The 17788-nt window shown below is 55.0% G+C and carries 14 protein-coding genes and 1 tRNA gene; 11 read left to right on the plus strand and 4 right to left on the minus strand.

What is annotated here, in order from left to right; genetic code table 11:
• The first annotated feature begins 15 nt into the window (after positions 1–15).
• Positions 16–375 carry a hypothetical protein gene (locus HOO88_03485; GenBank protein ID NOU35819.1) on the plus strand — a complete coding sequence of 120 codons (360 nt, stop codon included), beginning with the start codon at positions 16–18 and terminating at the stop codon, positions 373–375.
• A gap of 157 nt (positions 376–532) precedes the next feature.
• Here HOO88_03485 and HOO88_03490 read toward each other — a convergent pair whose 3' ends face one another.
• Positions 533–1780, minus strand: a complete 1248-nt coding sequence (locus HOO88_03490) for a DEAD/DEAH box helicase (GenBank protein ID NOU35820.1) — start codon at positions 1778–1780, stop codon at positions 533–535.
• A 179-nt stretch (positions 1781–1959) separates the two neighbouring features.
• On the opposite strand from HOO88_03490, the gene HOO88_03495 reads away from it, so the two are divergent.
• Genes HOO88_03495 through HOO88_03510 form a run of 4 tightly spaced genes read left to right on the plus strand, consistent with a single transcriptional unit; the run spans position 1960 to position 6645 of the window.
• On the plus strand, positions 1960–2940 hold the full coding sequence (locus HOO88_03495; protein NOU35821.1) for a hypothetical protein: 981 nt from the start codon (positions 1960–1962) through the stop codon (positions 2938–2940).
• A gap of 8 nt (positions 2941–2948) precedes the next feature.
• Positions 2949–3857, plus strand: coding sequence for a 4-hydroxythreonine-4-phosphate dehydrogenase PdxA (gene pdxA, locus HOO88_03500; protein ID NOU35822.1), 909 nt, complete (start codon positions 2949–2951; stop codon positions 3855–3857).
• Positions 3845–4690, plus strand: coding sequence for a ribosomal RNA small subunit methyltransferase A (gene rsmA, locus HOO88_03505; GenBank protein ID NOU35823.1), 846 nt, complete (start codon positions 3845–3847; stop codon positions 4688–4690). The genes pdxA and rsmA overlap by 13 nt, the downstream gene beginning before the upstream one ends.
• Positions 4687–6645 carry a glycosyl hydrolase gene (locus HOO88_03510; GenBank protein ID NOU35824.1) on the plus strand — a complete coding sequence of 653 codons (1959 nt, stop codon included), beginning with the start codon at positions 4687–4689 and terminating at the stop codon, positions 6643–6645. Before rsmA ends, HOO88_03510 begins: the two co-directional genes overlap by 4 nt.
• Here HOO88_03510 and HOO88_03515 read toward each other — a convergent pair.
• Positions 6642–7712 carry a galactose mutarotase gene (locus tag HOO88_03515; GenBank protein NOU35825.1) on the minus strand — a complete coding sequence of 357 codons (1071 nt, stop codon included), beginning with the start codon at positions 7710–7712 and terminating at the stop codon, positions 6642–6644. The two genes, HOO88_03510 and HOO88_03515, sit on opposite strands and share 4 nt — an antisense overlap.
• 161 nt (positions 7713–7873) lie before the next feature.
• On the opposite strand from HOO88_03515, the gene galK reads away from it, so the two are divergent.
• Positions 7874–9046: a galactokinase gene (gene galK / locus HOO88_03520; GenBank protein NOU35826.1), complete on the plus strand. Its 1173-nt coding sequence runs from the start codon at positions 7874–7876 to the stop codon at positions 9044–9046.
• On the opposite strand, the gene HOO88_03525 is transcribed toward galK, so the two are convergent.
• The gene (locus HOO88_03525) at positions 9043–9813 is read right to left on the minus strand and encodes a polyprenol monophosphomannose synthase (GenBank protein ID NOU35827.1); all 771 of its coding nucleotides are present in this window, start codon (positions 9811–9813) and stop codon (positions 9043–9045) included. The two genes, galK and HOO88_03525, sit on opposite strands and share 4 nt — an antisense overlap.
• 105 nt (positions 9814–9918) lie before the next feature.
• On the opposite strand from HOO88_03525, the gene HOO88_03530 reads away from it, so the two are divergent.
• The 4 genes from HOO88_03530 to tatA all read left to right on the plus strand — a co-directional run bounded on the left by HOO88_03530 (position 9919) and on the right by tatA (position 11335).
• Positions 9919–9995 (plus strand) — tRNA-Pro (locus tag HOO88_03530).
• A 23-nt stretch (positions 9996–10018) separates the two neighbouring features.
• Positions 10019–10354, plus strand: coding sequence for a twin-arginine translocase TatA/TatE family subunit (locus tag HOO88_03535; GenBank protein NOU35828.1), 336 nt, complete (start codon positions 10019–10021; stop codon positions 10352–10354).
• Positions 10338–11138, plus strand: a complete 801-nt coding sequence (tatC, locus tag HOO88_03540; GenBank protein NOU35829.1) for a twin-arginine translocase subunit TatC — start codon at positions 10338–10340, stop codon at positions 11136–11138. Before HOO88_03535 ends, tatC begins: the two co-directional genes overlap by 17 nt.
• Positions 11135–11335, plus strand: a complete 201-nt coding sequence (gene tatA / locus HOO88_03545; GenBank protein NOU35830.1) for a twin-arginine translocase TatA/TatE family subunit — start codon at positions 11135–11137, stop codon at positions 11333–11335. The genes tatC and tatA overlap by 4 nt, the downstream gene beginning before the upstream one ends.
• A 3-nt stretch (positions 11336–11338) precedes the next feature.
• On the opposite strand, the gene HOO88_03550 is transcribed toward tatA, so the two are convergent.
• Entirely contained in the window at positions 11339–12895 is a 1557-nt protein-coding gene (locus HOO88_03550; GenBank protein NOU35831.1) for a sigma 54-interacting transcriptional regulator, read from the minus strand.
• Between the two features lie 292 nt (positions 12896–13187).
• Between HOO88_03550 and gltB the strand changes: the two genes are divergently transcribed.
• Positions 13188–17723 (plus strand): glutamate synthase large subunit, encoded by a 4536-nt coding sequence (gene gltB, locus HOO88_03555; GenBank protein NOU35832.1) that lies wholly within the window; start codon positions 13188–13190, stop codon positions 17721–17723.
• Positions 17724–17788 lie beyond the last annotated feature (65 nt).

Here is a 17788-nt window from a genome sequence, read left to right on the forward strand (position 1 = left end):
GTGCGGTTGTATTCTTTGGACAGCTCAACAATATTGATTGCCCTTGTCGGGTTCTTAGATTCGTCAGAATTAATCCCACGCTTAGATGCGCTTCTGTTTCTTGGTGCTGGCACAGTGAAACAGGCGATTGCAAAAATAAGTACGCTTAACACAGGTACTATAATATTCATACAGACAGCCTTATTTATCCTAAACTTCTCTTCGTTCTATTTCTATGGTCAAAAGAGGTTACAAACATACCTCCAAACCCCGACACCTCTACGTGCCTCTGTTTACCAATGCGAACATTCTATGGAAACACTATGGGAAAAGGAAGGGAAAGGAACAGAAAAGGGCGGTTTTTTTAAAATGACATTTTTTGGCAAAAACCATTAAAAATAAGGGGATTTTATCTTATTTTATTTTTTATATAACCAACCACTTCATTTTTTTGTCAAAAATTGACTCGAGTTGCCTCCAAAACCTTCAATGAAAACGAGAGCAAAAAAGTGTCAGAAAAAAGTCCTATCTTTTACCCCCCCTTTTTTTTTGTTTATCTGGTGCCGGATTTTTGAGCGGCGGCGGCGCGGGCTCTGTCTTTTTTGTTCGGACGGTTTCCTTTGACCGGCGGTAATCCCTTTTTCTTTACGGGCGCGGCACCGGTGAGTTCGAAGCCGGGAATCTGTTCGCGGTCGAGCTGTAGCTTCGTTCGCTTTTCGATGACCGCGAAAAAGGCCCGATCGCTGTGGTCAACAAAGCTGACAGCGACCCCGTTGGAACCCGCGCGGCCGGTCCGGCCGATGCGGTGAATGTAACCTACCGGTGAGCGCGGCAGGTCATAGTTGACGACGGTTGAGAGATTCTGAATGTCGATGCCCCGCGCGGCAATGTCGGTGGAAATCAGAACCCGAATGTTCCGGTTTTTAAACTGGCTCAACACGAAGGTTCGTTCGTCTTGGCTCAGGTCTCCGTGGAACTCATCGGCCAGAATTCCGTCGCGCTTCAGCTTGGCGGCGAGGTTGCGGGCGGCGCGTTTGCTACTCACAAAAACGAGCACATGCTCCCACTTTTCCGTTTTGAGGAGGTGGCGCAGAAGCGGGCCGCGGTTGACTTGATTCACTTCAATCACGCGCTGCTTGATGTTCGCCACCGTCGGAATATCGCCGATGACGTTGATGTAACTCGGATTGTTCATCACCTGTTCGGTAAGCGTCATCACTTTTTTCGGATAGGTTGCGGAAAACAGCAGGCTCTGGCGTGTCGCCGGAAGTGCTTGAATGAGCAGGTCGAGCTCTTCGGAAAATCCGAGATCTAACAGCCGGTCGGCTTCGTCGATCACGAGAAAGCGCAGTTCATCGAAGCAAATTTCATCTTCGCGAATCAGTTCCAGCAGACGCCCGGGCGTGGCGACCACTACGTCCACGCCGCGCCGCAGATGACGCAGCTGAAATTGAATGTCTTCTCCGCCGATGATCGCCGTCACGCCGATTTTAGAAGGCATGTACTGCTCAAAAAGTTCGAAGGCCGCCGCGACCTGCTGGGCCAGCTCGCGGGTAGGTGTCAGCACAAGCGCCCGGACGGCACCCGGTTGCTTTTTCGTTTCCATCTCGTTCAGCAACTGGAGAATCGGCAAGGCGAACGCCGCGGTTTTTCCGGTACCGGTCTGGGCCTGCGCAATCAGGTCGCTTCCTTCCAAGATAAGCGGAATGGTTTGTTCCTGAATCGGCGTCGGCGTTTTGTAGTGAACAGCTTCCGCTACGCGCTGCATCGCCGTTGTAAGCCCGAGTTCAGAGAATGGCATTGTTTATAAATCCTTGTTTTGACCGGGCCCGTTTTTGACGCGCCGCAATCTAGCCTTTGCGCGTCAAAACACAACACCAAACGCCCCCTGTCAAACCCCGTGTGCATCCCGGTAAAAGGCGGAACCCGACGGGAAAAGCCGTTGCACTGAGAAGTCCCTTTGAGCATAATGCCGCTCCTATGAAAAAAATCCTTCTTCTTCTCGTTCTGGCGGCTCCGGCGCTTTTCGCACAAACCAATCCGGCTCCGGCGGCGGTCTCCACCAACGGCCCGCTGATTACCGCGATTGACGGCTACGCCGCCCGCGTGGACAGCACGATCATCACCTATGGCGAAGTGCGCGAAAGCGCCGCGCCTTATGTTCAGCAGCTCATGCGCCAGTATAAAGGAAAAGAGCTGGCGGAACGGTTGCAGGCTGTTTATCTCGATGCTCGTGAAGCGCTGGTCGAGGAAGCGCTGTTCAAGGCCGAAACCAAGAGACGCGAACTGTCTCTTCCCGATAAGGTGATTGACGATGAAGTCAGCAAACTTATCCGCGAGCGGTTTAACAACGACCGCGCTCAGCTTACCCGCGCTCTGGCATCCCGCCGCATGACCTACGACGAATGGAAACAGGACGTCCGCGACCAGATCACCCTGCGCGTTTTCTACAATCAGGAAGTCACCCGCCGCGCCAATGTTCCGGCAGAAGCCGTCCGCGCCGAATACGAGCGCAACAAAGCACAGTACTTCATTTCCTTTAAGGTTAAATACCGCTTCATTCTCATCAGCAAAGGTAAAACCGACGAAGACCGAGAGGTGAAACGGAAACAGGCGGAAGATACTCTGCAGAAACTGCATGATGGTGCCGCGTTCGACACGGTCGCCCAAGAAGTTTCTGAAGGCGATCTGGCCGCTAGTCCGTGGCGCGAGCCCGCTGATGTGCGCGCCGAACTGCGTCCCGCCCTACTGAAAACGCCAGCAGGCCAAATCAGCGATCTCATCGAAACCCCCGGCGAATTTTATATCGTCAAAGTCGATGAGCGGCGCGAAGAAGGCTACGTGCCCTTTGAAGACGCTCAGAAAGACATCGAGAAAAAACTCCTCGAAGCGGAAAGAGACCGGTTGCACGCTGCGTTGGTCAAGGCCGTTTCTGCCAACCATTTTATTGAGCGGTACTGAGAACGCCCATGAGCATCCGTATCGGTATAACCTGCGGTGACGTCAACGGCATCGGGCCGGAAGTCGCTCTCAAAGCCGTCTCTTCCAAGCACTGGATCAGAGATGTTGAGTTTTTTCTGATCGGCCCTTCCGGCAAAGGCAAATGGAACATTCCGTTCGACGGAAAACTGACGCCCGGTAAAATCACCGCCGATGCATCGCGAACCGCTGTCGTCGCGATTGAACGCGCCGTGCGCGGCTGTCTCGACGGCGAACTCGACGCGATGGTCACGGCACCGATTTGTAAAGAGGGGCTTAAACTCGCCGGAGTAAATTATCCCGGCCACACCGAAATGATTGCCGCGCTTACCGGAACGAAACGCTACGGCATGATGCTGATGGGCAAAGGCCTGCGCGTGATGCTCGCCACGCGCCACCTGCCGCTGCGCGCCGTCGCGGACGCGCTCACCAAAGAAAATATTTTTGAAGCCATTGAGCTGACCGGCGAAGCGCTGAAGTGGTTCGGAATTAAAGACGGACGCATCGGCGTCTGCGGACTCAACCCTCACGCCGGTGATGGCAGCACGCTCGGCGACGAAGAATCCGCCGTCATTGCGCCCGCCATTGAAGCGGCCCGCGCCAAGGGCTTCAACGCCGTCGGCCCCATTCCGGCCGACGTGATTTTTTTCCAGGCGTTGAATCATCAGTTCGATGCGGTCGTGGCGATGTATCATGACCAAGGTCTCGGCCCGCTCAAGATGCACGCGTTCGACTGCGGAGTGAATCTGACGGTCGGACTGCCGATCATCCGCACTTCACCCGACCACGGCACGGCGTTTAACATCGCCGGAAAAGGGATCGCCAAACCCGACAGCATGATCGCCGCCATCGAAACGGCCATTGAACTAGCCAAAGGTTCTAATCCGTGGAAAAAATAAATCCTTCAGGCAAGCTAACCAGCCCGTCGGTGATCCGGGCTTTGCTTGATTCGCTCGAACACCGCCCGAATAAAGGACTCGGTCAGAATTACCTGATTGATTCCAATATCCTCGGCATTATCGTCGCGGCAGCGGAAATTTCTCCGGCGGATCAGCTGCTCGAAATCGGCCCCGGCCTCGGCGCGCTGACGCAGGCGCTGCTGACCACCGGAGCAAAACTCACCGCGATAGAAAAAGACCGGACGATGGTTGCGCATCTGCAGGAATACTTCCCGGCGCTTCCGCTGATTGAGCAGGATGTGCTCGACGTGAATCTAAACGAACTGTTCGCAGGCGGTATTAATAAAATCGTCGCCAATCTGCCTTATTCCGTCGGGAGCCGATTCATCGTCGATGCCCTGGAAGCCGCACCGCTGCCGGAAAAAATGGTTTTCATGATACAGAAAGAAGTGGCCGACCGCCTGACTGCACAGCCAGGCGGAAAAGAATTCGGGCCGCTGGCGATCTGGAGCCAGCTGAATTACGACGTGAAGAACATCAAGAACGTCAGCCCGACCTGCTTTATGCCCGCGCCGAAAGTGTGGTCGGCGGTAGTTCGTTTTGAAAAGCGCACTGCGCCGCTGGCCGATGTACCGGATTACGCGCGATTCAAAAAACTGATCAAGCTGGCCTTCACACAGCGCCGCAAACAGATCGGTTCCAATCTGCGGAAAAACGCGCCGGAATTTTTTGAAAGGCTGGAACCGTGCGGAATCGATCCGGCGACACGGCCGGAGCAAATTACCATAAAACAATGGGCTGCACTGGCCCGAAAAGAGGAGTCGTCTATATGAAAAAAGCTGCTTTTACCGAAGTCCCGCTGGCGGAAATCCGCCCGGGCGGATGGATTCAACGCTGGCTGGAAATTCAAAAGCACGGATTAACAGGTCACCTTGAGGTGGCGGGGTTTCCGTTCGCCAGTAAATTGTGGGCCTGTAAACATATTGCTTTCCAGTACGGAGAACCGTGGTGGCCTTATGAACAGACCGCTTACTGGATCGACGGATTCACCCGCTGCGGCTATCTGCTGGATGATCCCGAGCTGATGAAAAAGACCCGGGAGCAGGTTGATTACGTTCTCAAACACGCTGACCCGGACGGGTATCTCGGACCGAAGGGTTGCAAAAAGCCTATGCCGGCCGGCCGGTGGTCTCATTCGATTTTTTTCCGCGCCATGATCGCGCATTTCTACGCCACCGGGGACCAGCGGATTATTCCGGCGTTAAAAAAACACTATCTGTGCAGCGCATACGACTATGCAGGCGGAAGAGATGTCTGCAACGTTGAGATCATGTGCTGGCTGTACGGACAGACCGGTGAAAGCAAACTGCTGGCCATGGCGGAGGAGGCTTATCAGGAATATGACCGTACCGCCAAGGGCCCCGAGCGCGATCTGCGGGCGTCGGAATTGAAAAAGGATACGCCGGCGACGATCCATGGCGTCACCTTTATTGAAACGGTGAAGCAAGGCTCCATTCTTTATATGTACACTGGCAACCGGCGGTATCTGCAGCCATCCGTGAACGGATTCCGGAAGCTGGACAGGCATCATATGCTGATCGACGGCGTGCCAAGTTCCCACGAAGAGCTGCACGGAAAAAGTCCGAAAGATGTGCATGAAACCTGCGATATTGCTGACTATGCGTGGAGCGCCGGATATCTCCTGATGGCAACAGGCCACACCGATTTCGCCGATAAAATTGAACGGGCATGTTTTAACGCCGCGCCCGGAGCTGTAACACCGGACTTCAAGGCTTTGCAGTATTTCAGCGGCCCGAATCAGGTGGTGCTGAATAAAAATTCCAGCCACTCGCTTTCTTCCGCCGGAGGACAGTGGATGTGCTACCGCCCCAAGCCCGGAACAGAATGCTGTACCGGACAGATCAACCGGGTGATGCCCTGCTATGTGTCCAGAATGTGGATGCAGAAAGACGGAAATCCTGCCGCCGTGCTCTACGGGCCGGGAAGCTATTCCTTCAAGTCCGGACGACAGGACATAACGATCACGCAGGAAACCAACTATCCCTTCGGCGAAGAGATTGATTTCCTGTTCCGCATGAACCGCCCGGCAAAATTCACCTTCTGGCTACGGATTCCCGGCTGGTGCCGCAACGCAAAAATTCTGATCAACGGGAAACCGCTGAAGCGCAAGCTCACAGCAGGAACGATGACCGGCATCACCAGACTGTTCGCCCACACCGACCGGATCACTCTGGTGCTTCCGATGGAGCTGAACCGGATCGACTGGATCGGCGGCGGAGTTGCCATCGAGCGGGGCCCGCTACTTTACTCGCTCAAAATTGAAGAAGATCGGCGGATTGACTCGGATGATCCGAACCAGACCAAAGAGTTCCCCGCTTACGTCATGTTTCCAAAGAGTTCGTGGAACTATGCGCTCAGCCTGGATAAGAAACCTCTGTCCGAACAGATTGAAGTGCAGCTTCATGCCATGACCAGCGAGCCGTGGACGAATCCACCGGTCAGCCTGCGCGTGCCGGCCAAAAAAATCAAAGGCTGGACGCTGTCTCGCCCAGAATCCATTCCGGCGACAGAACGGGCTTTGCTGGATCCTGTTAATAATATTTGGGGGCCGAAACGGGCGATGCAAAAAGGCGACTACCTGATGACGCCGGATTTACCCGACGAGAAAACCGTGAAGGCCGGTCTGAGCAAAAAAGAGGAACTCATCACACTGGTTCCATACGGTTGCACCCAGCTGCGGCTCACCTTGTTTCCGTCTGACCGTTAACCCCGGCGGACGGAAAATTTATAAACCGTCTGAGAGGCGAAGAGTTCGCCGGGATGCAGGATCGTATTCGGAAACTGCGGACGGTTGGGTGAGTCGGGATAGTGCTGAGTTTCGAGACAGAATCCGCCGCGCCGGACATATGCACATCCGCCTTTCCCCTGGTCTTTTCCTTTAAGAAAATTGCCAGCATAAAACTGCACGCCCGGCTCGGTGGTGTAAACTTCCATCACACGGCCGCTCGCCGGATCTTCCGCGCGGGCTGCAAAACTCAGTTCGCCTTCCGATTGTTTATTAAGACAAAAGTTGTGGTCGTAGCCGGGGCTTTTTGCGATTTGAAGCTGTTCGTAGTCGGCGTCGATCCGCTGTCCGATGGCAGCCGGTGTTCGGAAGTCGAACGGCGTATCTTTCACCGGACGAATCTCGCCCAGCGGATTGCCCGTTGCGTCTGTCGGAAGAAATGTGTCGGCGTTGATGGTTAAAATCTGCGCCCCGTGACATCCGGCATCGTGTCCGGCCAGATTGAAATAGCTGTGATTGGTGAAGTTAACCGGCGTGGCCCGATCCGTTACGGCCGTGTAGTCCAGCTTCAGTTCATTTTCTTCCGTGAGGGTGAATGTGACCGTCGCGTCCAGATTGCCGGGATAGTTTTCTTCGCCGTCCGGGCTGCGATAACTCATCCGTACCGCATTTTTTTCCGCCAGCGGTTCCGCCCGCCAGATTCGTTTGTCGAAACCGCGATCGCCGCCGTGCAGAGCGTGAATTCCATCGCCGTTGCGGGCCAGCTGGAATTCTTTGCCTCCGAGTTTAAACCGTCCGTGAGCAATCCGGTTGGCAAAACGTCCGACTGTGCATCCAAAGAATGGTGTTCCGGAACCGTATTCCGCCGCCGTGTCAAATCCCAGCACGATGTCCGCCATCTGCCCGCTTTTATCCGGAGTCTCAATCGAAAGAATCGTCGCGCCGTGATTCATGATGCGAACCTGAACCCCGTTCGTATTCGTCAGCGTGAATAGTTCGACGTCTTCGCCGTACGGGTTTTTTCCGAAAGTCTCTTTTTTTAGCGACATGATTTTTCCTGTGTTGCGGTTCTGAGCAAGGCGGACATGTTTATGGAACCAGCACAAAAAGTAAATCGTATCTTCATTTCAGGCAATTTTTCGCCAGTTCTCTCTTCACAATGCGCAATGCGCCCTGTACTTTTTCCCGACTCAAAAGGAGCCCGGCCAGAATGAATAAAGAATCCGCTGTTAAAAAAACTGTTGCCGAACACATTAAAAATTTCGGCGAGAAGCCGGAATGTATTGCCTGGGCGCCGGGCCGCATCGAGGTGGTTGGAAACCATACAGACTATAATGCCGGCACCGTGCTTTCAGCCGCCATCGATAAAGGTCATTGTTTCTGTATCTCGCGTTCAACCCGTCCGGGTATTCACCTTTTCGCCGCCGACGCCGGGCAGCGTGCCAGCTTTACCACCGCCGACAACAGCAAAGTTCCGAATATCGGAAGCGGAAATTATGTTAAAGGCGTTTTCTATTTTATTCAGGAATTTTTGGGGCAACCCATCGACGGCCTCGACTGCACTTCTTTCGGTGCCGTTCCGCTCGGTGCCGGACTCTCCAGCTCGGCGGCACTGGAGGTCTCCGCCGCCTTCGCCGTGCTGAAGATTCTCAATGTTACCGTGGATAAAAAAGAAATCGCCCGGCTGTGCCAAAAGGCGGAACACCAGTTTGCAGGAACCAAATGCGGACTGCTCGACCAGTTTTCCAGCATCTTCGGACGCGATCACGGCCTGATTCATTCGGATTTCCGGACGCTGGAGGTTTCCCCGGTTCCGCTGCCGGACGATATTGAATTTCTGGTCGTCAACCCGCACGTCAAACACAGTCTCGCCGACTCGCCCTATAATGAACGGCGCGAACGTTGCGAACAGGCTGCAGCACAACTGGCAAAACTCCTTCCTCATCCGGTCTCCGCACTGCGGGACGTTTCGCCGGAAGAGTTTGAAGCGCTTCGATCAAAAATCGATCCCGCCGCCGCAAAACGCGCCGCGCATGTCGTCGGCGAAATTGACCGCGTAGAAAAAGGCCGCGCCCTGCTTCGCAACGGAGATGTTGCGGCGTTCGGAAACCTTTTGTTCGATTCGCACCGGAGTTCCATCGAAAACTTTGAAAATTCCTGCCCCGAACTCGACGTGGTTGTGGAAGCCGCCCGTTCGGCCGGAGCCTTTGGCGCGAGATTGTCCGGCGGCGGATTCGGCGGCAGCGCGATTGTGATGGTGCGCGCCAATCAGGCAAAAGAGATCTCCGCGAAGATTTCAGAGTTCTGCAGAGCAAGGGGTCTGATGCCGGAAATTCTCGCTGTTATTCCGTCCGCTGGTGCCCAGCTTATCGGCGAGGCCTAACGCGGCTGACAGCATTTAAACCGTCCCGAGCCGGCCTGCACACGACAGACCGGTGCGCGGCGAAACCGCGCGCGAAAATAAAGCTTCCAGACCATCACGAGCGCTTCGAAAATAATGTTTTTCGACATTTTCGAGGCGCCGGAGCGGCGCTCTTCAAACACGATCGGCACTTCAACAATCCGGCAACCGATGCGCCAGGCCATATGAGTCATCTCGACCTGAAACGAATAGCCGCTGGATTCAATTTGATCGAGCGGAATGGCTTCCAGTACGCAACGACGGAAACATTTGAAGCCGCCGGTCGGATCGGTGAACGGCATGCCGGTAACCAGTTTGACGTACACCCCGGCACCGCGACTCAGGAAAAGCCGGCGCAACGGCCAGTTGATGACGCGAATGCCGTTCAGATAACGCGAGCCAAGAACCAGTCCTGCGTCTTTAGCGGCGGCGCGCAGCTTCGGAACATCGGCGGGGTTATGGGAAAAGTCGGCGTCCATCTCGCAAATGAACTCGTACCGGCGTTCCAGCGCCCACTTGAAGCCGGCGATATAGGCGCGTCCCAGTCCGTTTTTCTCCGCACGATGCATCACTTTCACGCGGGAATCCGCAGCGGCCATCTCGTCCACAATGGCTCCGGTGCCGTCCGGTGAGTTGTCGTCGACAAAAAGAATATTCACATCCGGAGAACTTGCGAACACAGCGTCGGCGATGGCGCGGACATTTTCGCACTCGTTATACGTCGGTATGATGATCAGCGTGTCATTCATAATGCCGCGGAGCCTACTTGAAAAGAGGCGCCTAACGCAAGTCGAAGCCGGTTTAATATTGCGTTTACCGGAAGCTTCGCCGATATTGTCGCGCTTTCGTAAACGCGGGGAGTAGCTCAGTCTGGTAGAGCGCTTGGTTTGGGACCAAGAAGTCGCAGGTTCGAATCCTGTTTCCCCGACCACTTCGGCGCCGCTTTCAGGCCGCATGAAAAAAGCTTCCCGCATACCGGAAACGCGCTATTGTTCCTTCCTGATGATATTTCCTGTCATAGCATTTATGACGCTCGGCGGCGGCGAGCTGATTGTGGTTATGCTGGCGCTGTTACTCCTCTTCGGCCCCAAAGATGCGCCGCGCATCCTGCGCGGCATCCAACGTGTTCTGAATAAGTTGCAACGCGCGACAGCCGACCTCCGTTACAAGCTGATGTACGAAGATCTGCATTCAACCCCGCCCGAAAATTCCAAAGATACCGCAACAAGCGCCGACGAAGTCCCGGCATCCCCGCCAGAGGATGTGTCCAATCATGAAAAACCTGTTTAAAAAACTAACGCCGCAGTTTGGTTACCGCGATAAAGAGCTGTCTTTTCTGGAGCATCTGGAAGAGTTCCGTACCATGCTGATTCGCTGTCTGCTGACACTGGCTGTTGCAACCGCAGCGTGCATCCCTCTGGCAAAGCCCCTGCTCAACTGGTTGCAGGCGCCGCTATTGCAGGTGGCGGAGAAAAACCACTATACCTTCGAATTAATCACCACGTCACCCATTGAAGGATTTCTGCAGGTGATGAAAATTGTTTTCGCCTCCGGCGTTCTACTGAGTCTGCCTTTCATCATCTATTTCGCTGCCCGCTTTATCTTTCCGGGACTCAAGGCAAGAGAGCAGAAATTTCTGGTGTACGGGGGTCTGGCGGGTGCCGTCCTCTTCGCCGGCGGCGTGACGCTCTGCTATACCGTCACTCTGCCGATCGCCATCAAGATCATGTTCTATTTCAACAATTATCTGGGCGCGACCGCTAACTGGAAAATTGACACCTATCTCAGTTTTGTCATGCAGTTGCTGGTCAGCTTCGGGCTGATTTTTGAACTGCCGCTGATTCTGCTTCTTCTGGGACATTTGGGCGTTATTTCCACCGCTCAGATGCGCAAATATCGCCGGCACGTGGTTATCGGCATTTTGATCATTGCCATGGCGCTGACCCCCGGGCCGGATGTAATCTCTCAATTACAAATGGCCATCCCGCTCTACATATTGTATGAACTGTGCGTCTTGATTCTGCTCCTCCGTGACCGGAAGAGCCGTAAAGAAAAGGAAGGAAGCGGAAAATGAATATCGGTGCCCCTGAAATTCTGTTGATCGTTTTTGTCGTCCTGCTTCTGTTCGGCAGCAAAAAGCTGCCGGAACTGGCCCGTGCGCTTGGCAAAAGCCTGAATGAGTTCAAACGCGGCCAGACAGAGAGCGCGCCTGAAAAGAAAATTGAAAAACAGGCGGAGCCCGCTGAGCCGGATGAAAAGAAAACGCCCTGATGATTATTTGTAGTCGTCCGGATTAACGCCGAGCTTTTGGATCCGGTAGTTGATGATGCGTTGTGTGGTGTTCAGATAGCGCGCCGACGCCGCTGCATTCCCGCGATGTTTTTTCAGGGCATCAATAAGAATTTCTTTTTCGTAGCTTTCAATCATGGTTTTTAGATCGGCTCCGTCTTTCGGAAAAATCGAGGTGTGTGTTTCGTCGCTGGTTTGAAGCGACGGCGGCAGATTGTAACCGTGAATCACTTCATCGGAGGCCGTCAGCACGGCGCGTTCAACGCAGTTTTCAAGTTCACGGACATTGCCCGGCCAGTGATACGCCATCATCATATTGATCGCTGAGGTCGAAATGCGCTTGATATTCTTGCCGTACATTTCGCCGTATTTCTGGAGGAAATGGTCAGCCAGCAGCATGATGTCGCTACGGCGCTCGCGCAGCGGCGGCAGGATGATCGGAAAAACATTAAGACGATAATAAAGGTCTTCGCGGAAGTTTCCTTCGGTAATTTCTTTTTCGAGGTTCCGGCTGGTGGCCGCCAGCACCCGCACATTAACCGAAACACTCTCGGAGCTACCGACGCGTTCAAAGGTTCTTTCCTGCAGAACCCGCAGCAGTCTTACTTGAACGGCCGGCGAGATGTCACCGATTTCATCGAGAAAAATGGTGCCTCCGTTCGCCAGTTCGAACCGGCCTTTACGTTGCTGAGTCGCCCCGGTGAAAGCACCCTTTTCGTGGCCGAACAATTCGCTTTCAATCAGATTTTCCGGCAAGGCCGCACAGTTGACGCTGATAAACGCATTATTGCGCCGCTCACTGCCATAATGGATGGCGCGGGCAACCAGTTCCTTACCGGTTCCGCTTTCGCCGCGAATGAGAACCGTTGCCGTACTGCTTGCCACCTGAACGATCTGTTCATAAACAGAACGCATGGAGCTGCAATTGCCGATGATATTGTGCATCCGGTACCGGTCACCTAGTTGTCGGCGCAATCTCTCGTTTTCCGAAAGAAGGCCTTCGCGCTCTTCTAGTTCTTCACGGATACTGGCAACGGCTTCGGCCAGAATGTTGGCCACCAGCTCCAAAAAACGTTGGTAGCGGCGAAGCGCCTCGATATCCGTCGTGATGGAAAGATCGATACTCATCGTACCGATCACGGCTTTCCGGTAAATAACCGGGACACAGATAAAGGCCGTCGGGTTGCCCGCGCGCGATTTGGTGAGATTCAGGAAGCGGGGATCTTTACTGATGTCGGGAATGAGCGCCGACTGCCCGGTTTGTGCCACGCGCCCGGTTACTCCTTCGCCGAGTTTATACTGCCCGCGCTTTTTCTCTTCGGCGGTCAGTCCGCGCGAAGCTTCGATCACAAATATTTCAGTGTCGGGCTTGCGCAGCGTGAAGGTTCCGCGCGACACGCTGAGCTCGGTTTCCATGATATCGAGAACCTCGATCAACAGTTCAGAAACGGTGTGCGGATGGGTCGCGGCCGCTTGCGATATCTGATAAAGGATCGCCAGCTCCTTGTCACTCTGCCCCGCGAAGTCGGATAGTGTCGGCATAATTGCTCCCGAATTTGTATTACTTGATTACTTTATAAACAATAATGTAGTCTATTGCTACTGTTTATTTATGATTTTACTCCGAGACGCGCTCCGCTCATTTTCCAGAGAGATCGCCTCTCAGGAAAATTCTCCGCGCTTTATTGTCGGCGAATCAAACAGACGGTACAAAAATGTACCGGACTGGATGCCGACGACACAAGTGTACTGTTTTGCTTTTTTGTCGAGTTGACTATTAGCCCAAAACGCGTACGATTCGTCAGCTTGAGTTAGCGAGGTTTTCGAAATGAATATGAGAGAAGAAATTCAAAAAAGTTTTCCGCAACCACAGGGTCTATACCACCCCGAAAACGAGCACGATGCGTGCGGCGTCGGGTTCATCTGCAACCTGCACGGGAAAAAATCGCATGACATTATTCATCATGCGCTCGAAATTCTGGTCCGCCTCACCCATCGCGGTGCCTGCGGGTGCGACCCGCTGACCGGCGACGGAGCCGGCATTCTTCTGCAGATCCCCCACGCTTTCTATAAGAAGGAATGCGAGAAACTCGGCATCAACCTCCCCGCCGAACAGGAATACGGCACCGGGCTGGTTTTTCTCCCGCAGGACGAAGCCCAGCGCGCAGCCTGTATCGAAATCCTTGAACAGGCCATCGCAGAAGAAGGCCAGAAACTGCTTGGCTGGCGTACCGTTCCGACCTGCAACCGGCTGATCGGCGAAACGGCCCGCGCTTCCGAGCCTCATATCATGCAGGTATTCATCGGCCGCGGCAAAGGAGTCAGCGATCCACGCACCTTCGACCGCATGCTCTACATCATTCGCAAGGTCGCCGAAAACCGGATTTTTCACTCCGATCTTACGAATAAAGCCGACTTTTACATCCCAACGCTAACCTGCCGTATTATCATCTATAAGGGACTGCTCCTGCCCGAGCAGATGGAATTTTACTATCCCGACCTGCTGGACGACGATTTCACCAGCGCACTTGCCCTCGTACACCAGCGCTACAGCACCAATACCTTCCCGGCCTGGAAACTCGCTCAGCCGTTCCATGTGCTTTGCCATAACGGCGAAATCAACACCCTGCGCGGAAACTTCAACTGGATGAATGCCCGGCAAGGGCTCTTAAAATCGCGGCTCTTCGGCGAAAACATTGATCGTCTTTTCCCGATTATTCAGCCGGGACTTTCCGACTCCGCATCGCTCGACCAGACCGTCGAACTGCTCTATCACGGCGGACGGTCTCTGCCGCACATTATGAGCATGCTCATTCCCGAAGCCTGGCAGAACCACAAGACCATGAGCGCCGAGAAAAAAGCGTTCTACGAATATCACTCCTGCCTGATGGAGCCGTGGGACGGCCCCGCCTCGATTCCCTTCACCGACGGCACCTGCCTCGGAGCCATTCTCGACCGCAACGGCCTGCGCCCGTCGCGCTACATCGTCACCAAAGACGGCTACGTCATCATGGGCTCCGAAACCGGTATCGTAGATATTGATCCAGCCAATGTGGAACGAAAAGGCCGTCTCGAACCGGGCCGTATGTTCCTCGTCGATATGGAAAAGGGCCGCATCGTGCCCGACGAAGAAATTAAACACGAAATCGCCTCCGGCCAGCCGTATGAAAAATGGCTCAGCGAAAATCTCATTGCTCTCTCCAGCCTGCCGCCGGAAGAAGCGACCGGATGCGACCCGGAGACTCTATTGCAGCGCGAACGCATGTTCGGCTACACCATGGAAGACCTGAACCTGATTCTGGCACCGATGGCCAAAGAAGCGGAGGAAGTATCCGGCTCGATGGGCATTGACACGCCTCTGGCGGTCCTCGCCGAAAAACCGCAGATCCTTTACAACTACTTCAAGCAGCTCTTCGCGCAGGTCACCAACCCGCCGCTCGATGCCATCCGCGAAAAATGCGTCACCTCGCTCATCACCAACATCGGCGCCGAACAGGATCTCTTTGCAGAAACGCCAAAACATTGCAGTCAGCTCAAGATCGAACACCCGATTATCACCAACGACGAACTTGCGCGCATCCGCAAACTCAAACACGACAATCTTAAATCGATCACCCTGCCAATGCTCTACAAGGTTGCAGAAGGCGGCGAAGGCTTGCGTGCCGCGCTCGAAAAACTTTGTACCGACGCCTCTGCGGCCATTGAAAACGGCTACACCCTGCTGATTCTTTCCGACCGGCAGGCCGATCAGGAAAACGCACCGATTCCCGCTCTGCTCGCAACCGCCGCCGTGCACCACCACCTCATCCGTAAACTTCAGCGCACCCGTTGCGGGCTGATTGTTGAATCCGGCGAGCCGCGCGAAGTACACCACTTTGCCCTGCTAATTGGTTACGGTGCCGGCGCGGTCAATCCCTACATGGTCGGCCAGATTCTGGACGACATGATCAAACAGGGGCAGCTCACCGGCATTGATTGGAAAACCGCCGCAAAAAATTTCGTCAAAGCCATCGACAAGGGTCTGCTTAAAGTGATGTCGAAGATGGGCATCTCCACGCTGCACAGCTATCGCGGCGCACAAATCTTTGAAGCGGTCGGTCTGAACAGCGAAGTCATTGACAGCTGTTTTACCGGCACCGCCTCGCGCATCGCCGGTATCGGCCTCGACGGCATTGCCCGCGAAATCAGCGCGCGCCACCAATCCGCATTTCCTGAACGTCCGGCGGATAAAACCCTGCCGCTCGATATCGGCGGAGCCTACAAGTGGCGGCGCAACGGCGAAGATCACCTACTCAATCCGCTGGCCATTGCCAAACTGCAGGAAGCCGTTCGCACCGACAACGCCGACCGGTTCAAGGAATTCTCCGACCTGATCAACCACGACAACCGGGCCGTTTACACGCTGCGCGGCCTTTTTGAATTCAAAAAAGACCGTCCGGCGATTCCGCTCAGCGAAGTCGAACCGTGGACTGCCATCGTCAAACGTTTTAAAACCGGCGCAATGTCCTACGGCTCCATCAGTCAGGAAGCGCACGAAACGCTCGCCATTGCCATGAACCGCATCGGCGGCAAGAGCAACTGCGGCGAAGGCGGCGAAGATGAAGACCGCTTCCTCCCCGACGAAAACGGCGACCTGCGCCGCTCGGCCATTAAACAGGTGGCCTCCGGACGCTTTGGCGTCACCAGCAACTATCTGACGAACGCCGACGAAATCCAGATCAAGATGGCGCAAGGCGCCAAGCCCGGCGAAGGCGGACAGCTGCCCGGTCATAAAGTCAAACCGTGGATCGCCAAAACACGCTATTCCACGCCGTACGTGACGCTGATCTCGCCGCCACCGCACCACGATATTTATTCCATTGAAGACCTCGCTCAGCTCATCTACGACCTGAAGAGCGCCAACCCGTCGGCCAAAGTCACGGTAAAGCTGGTTTCCGAAGTCGGCGTCGGCACCGTTGCCGCCGGCGTGGCCAAAGGTAAAGCCGATCTCGTTCTGATCTCCGGCTATGACGGCGGAACCGGCGCTTCGCCGCAGTCCTCCATTAAGCATGCCGGCCTGCCGTGGGAACTTGGGTTGGCTGAAGCGCAACAGACGCTAATCCTGAATAAACTGCGCAGTCGCATCCGCGTTGAATGCGACGGCAAACTACTGACCGGCCGCGACGTCGCCGTCGCCGCCCTGCTCGGCGCCGAAGAATTCGGTTTCTCGACCGGCCCGCTGATGACGCTCGGCTGTATCATGATGCGCGTCTGCCACATGAATACCTGCCCCGTCGGCGTCGCGACACAGGATCCCGAACTGCGTAAAAAATTCTGCGGCAAACCGGAATATGTCATCAACTTCTTCCGCTTCGTCGCCGAAGAGCTTCGCCAGATCATGGCCGACCTCGGATTCCGCACGATGGACGAAATGGTCGGACACCGCGAACGGCTCGACGTCCGTGAGGCCGTTGAAAACTGGAAAACCAAAGGGCTCGATTTCTCGAAGATCCTTTACCAGCCGCCGGTGGACGAAAACACTCCGTTGCGTTGCACCGAAAAACAAAGCGACGATCTGGCCGGCGCGCTCGACCACGACCTGATTCGTCAGGCGAAGCCGGCATTGGAACGCGGCGAACGCGTCGTCATTCATACGCAGATCCGCAACATCCACCGCACCGTCGGCGCCATGCTCAGCCACGAAATTTCCAAACGCTACGGCGAGCGCGGCCTGCCCGACGACCGGATCACCATCCATGCGACCGGCTCGGCCGGACAAAGCTTCGGCGGATTCAGCGCAAAAGGCATTACCTTCCGCGTCACCGGCGATGCCAATGACTATTTTGGTAAAGGCCTGTCCGGCGCGAAACTCATCATCCGCCCGCCGGAAGACGCCACGTTCATCGCGGAGGAAAACATCCTGATCGGCAACGTCGCCTTCTACGGCGCCACGCGCGGCGAAGCCTACATTCGCGGCCGTGCCGGCGAACGCTTCTGTGTTCGCAACAGCGGAGCTCATACCGTTGTCGAAGGCATCGGCGATCACGGCTGTGAATATATGACCGGCGGAAGCGTGGTCGTGCTCGGCCCGACCGGCCGCAACTTCGCGGCAGGGATGAGCGGCGGTATCGCCTACGTCCTCGACGAAGCGGGCGACTTCATTGAAAACCGCTGTAATCCGGAGATGGTAGATTTTGACCCGCTCACCAACGACGATATTGCCACCCTGTGCGAACGGCTCGAAAAACATTTGGAATATACCGGAAGCGCTGTGGCGCGGAGACTTCTCCATAACTGGCAGAACTCCGTGAAGAAATTCATCAAAGTCATTCCGGTCGACTACAAACGCGCGCTGCAGCGCATCGCCGATGAAAAACGGACAGGAGAGTAAGGGGAAGGCTTTAGGCTATAGTCCTTAGACTTTGGGAAGAAAGAGAAAAGACCACAGGCTATATT

Source organism: Kiritimatiellaceae bacterium (assembly GCA_013141415.1).
Lineage (GTDB): Bacteria > Verrucomicrobiota > Kiritimatiellia > Kiritimatiellales > Tichowtungiaceae > Tichowtungia.

What these genes read in the sequence shown, in the direction of transcription:
- HOO88_03490 (NOU35820.1), bottom strand. Translation starts at nt 1,780, where the DNA reads ATGCCATTCTCTGAACTCGGGCTTACAACGGCGATGCAGCGCGTAGCG.
- HOO88_03495 (NOU35821.1), top strand. Translation starts at nt 1,960, where the DNA reads ATGAAAAAAATCCTTCTTCTTCTCGTTCTGGCGGCTCCGGCGCTTTTC.
- pdxA (NOU35822.1), top strand. Translation starts at nt 2,949, where the DNA reads ATGAGCATCCGTATCGGTATAACCTGCGGTGACGTCAACGGCATCGGG.
- HOO88_03510 (NOU35824.1), top strand. Translation starts at nt 4,687, where the DNA reads ATGAAAAAAGCTGCTTTTACCGAAGTCCCGCTGGCGGAAATCCGCCCG.
- HOO88_03515 (NOU35825.1), bottom strand. Translation starts at nt 7,712, where the DNA reads ATGTCGCTAAAAAAAGAGACTTTCGGAAAAAACCCGTACGGCGAAGAC.
- galK (NOU35826.1), top strand. Translation starts at nt 7,874, where the DNA reads ATGAATAAAGAATCCGCTGTTAAAAAAACTGTTGCCGAACACATTAAA.
- HOO88_03525 (NOU35827.1), bottom strand. Translation starts at nt 9,813, where the DNA reads ATGAATGACACGCTGATCATCATACCGACGTATAACGAGTGCGAAAAT.
- HOO88_03535 (NOU35828.1), top strand. Translation starts at nt 10,019, where the DNA reads ATGAAAAAAGCTTCCCGCATACCGGAAACGCGCTATTGTTCCTTCCTG.
- tatC (NOU35829.1), top strand. Translation starts at nt 10,338, where the DNA reads ATGAAAAACCTGTTTAAAAAACTAACGCCGCAGTTTGGTTACCGCGAT.
- tatA (NOU35830.1), top strand. Translation starts at nt 11,135, where the DNA reads ATGAATATCGGTGCCCCTGAAATTCTGTTGATCGTTTTTGTCGTCCTG.
- HOO88_03550 (NOU35831.1), bottom strand. Translation starts at nt 12,895, where the DNA reads ATGCCGACACTATCCGACTTCGCGGGGCAGAGTGACAAGGAGCTGGCG.
- gltB (NOU35832.1), top strand. Translation starts at nt 13,188, where the DNA reads ATGAGAGAAGAAATTCAAAAAAGTTTTCCGCAACCACAGGGTCTATAC.